Origin of the sequence: Mesorhizobium sp. M2A.F.Ca.ET.067.02.1.1, from assembly GCF_004023285.1 — a bacterium.
Classification (GTDB): Bacteria; Pseudomonadota; Alphaproteobacteria; order Rhizobiales; family Rhizobiaceae; genus Mesorhizobium.
Window position 1 is genome coordinate 1 of sequence record NZ_RZSB01001015.1, and the last position, 1740, is coordinate 1740.

Annotated in this window: 2 protein-coding genes; both read right to left on the reverse strand. The window is 63.2% G+C overall.

Translation table 11 applies throughout. The features are described 5' to 3' along the window. Positions 1 to 384 (reverse strand): transglycosylase domain-containing protein (locus EOA28_RS34850; protein WP_189342367.1); only part of this gene is annotated, 384 nt, incomplete at its 3' end. Between the two features lie 229 nt (positions 385 to 613). After that, a partial coding sequence (locus tag EOA28_RS34855; RefSeq protein WP_148671069.1) for an N-acetylmuramoyl-L-alanine amidase occupies positions 614 to 1740 on the reverse strand: 1127 nt, incomplete at its 5' end.

Below are 1740 nucleotides of genomic sequence, written 5' to 3' on the forward strand. Positions count from 1 at the left end.
CTGCTGGGTGATGGTCGAAGCGCCGACCTGGCGCCGGCCCGAGCCGAGATTCTGCAGGTTGACGATGATGGCGCGGCCGAGGCCGGTTACGTCAATGCCGGGGTGGTTGTAGAAGTTCTTGTCCTCGGCCGACATGAAAGCGGCCTTGACGCGGTCCGGGATGGCCTGGATCGGCAGATAGAGGCGCCGCTCGCGCGCATATTCCGCCATCAGCGAGCCGTCGGAGGCATGAATGCGCGTCGTCACCGGCGGTTCGTATTTGGCCAGAACCTCGTAGTCGGGCAGGTCCTTCGCGACATGGCTGATATAGATGGCAAGGCCGGCCGCCACCAGCAACGCCAGCGTCGTGCCGATGCCAAAGAAATAGCCGATGAGACGAATCATGCCCGCTCCAGTCCGAGGTTCGGGAATTTCCTAAACGAAGCCGGCAGTCGCGCAAGCTTCCCGGGGCGGTCCCAATCCGCAATCAAAAGACCCATGTCGCGACCATGTGGACAAAATACGGCAGCGCGAGATTTGAGGACTCGGTCGCCGAATAATAACGCCGGGTGTTGTCGTCATGCAACGCCGCTTATGGTTGCAGACCCCAAGCGGTTGTGGGGGCGTGGGCGGATCAACCGCCCGTCGCCGTTCCGGCCTTGGCAGCGGCAAACAGGGCGACCGCGTTGGTTATGCTTTGCGCGGCCTTGCCGCGCCAGTCGGCGCTGAGCAATTGCGCCTCGTCCTTGCTGTTGGAGAGGTAGCCAAGCTCGACCAGAACGGACGGCACGTCCGGAGCCTTGAGCACCTTGAAGCCGGCCGAGCGTTGCGGATTGTTGATGAGGCCGACGCTGGTCGACAATTGGCCGACCAGCGTGTGGGCGAAGCTCATCGAGAAGCCATGCGTTTCCCGGCGGATCAGGTCGATGAGGATGTCGGTGACTTCCTTGTTGTCGTCCTCGATCTTCATTCCCGCAAACTGGTCGGACAGGTTCTCGCGATCGGCGAGCGCCTGGGCTTCCGGGTCGGAGGCCTTGTCCGAAAGTGTGTAGACCGTGGCGCCGCGAAGACCTTTGACCGCGATCGTATCGGCATGGATCGAGATCAGGAGATCGGCCTCGTGCTGGCGCGCGATGCGCACGCGCTCGTCAAGCGCCAGGTAGACGTCGTCATCGCGGGTCATGAAGACATCGTATTTGCCGACCGCGGCCAGCTTGTCGCGCAATTCCTTAGCAAAAGCGAGTGTGACGTCCTTCTCGACCGTGCCGGCTGAGCTTTCGGCGCCGCCATCGACGCCGCCATGGCCAGGATCGATCACCACGGTGAAGCGATGACCGGGCGCCGAGACCGGCCCGGTGCCGACCCTCTCGCCTTTCTCGGTGGAGACCGTCGAACCGGTGGTCAGCGACTGGTTGGCCAGCGCCTCGTCGAACTCCCGTTCGGAGGCGGCCGATATGTCGATGGCGATGCGATAGCCGATGCCGTCGTCATTCTTGAGCACGTCGAGCTTGTCGACGGCGAAAGGACCCTTGCCGGTGAGGATCAGTCGCGAGCCATGCCCCTGATCGCCATAACGGACGGCCCGCACAAGGCCACGCGGCTTCACATCCTTGGTCTCAAGGGCGAATCGCGTGCGCGGGAGGTCGACGACCAGGCGATTGGGGCCGCGCAACAAGAACCATTTGACGCCCGGCTCGCTGTCGAAATTCACGACGATGCGCATCTTGGTGGCGTCGCCGGCCATCTTGTAGCCGGTCGCGC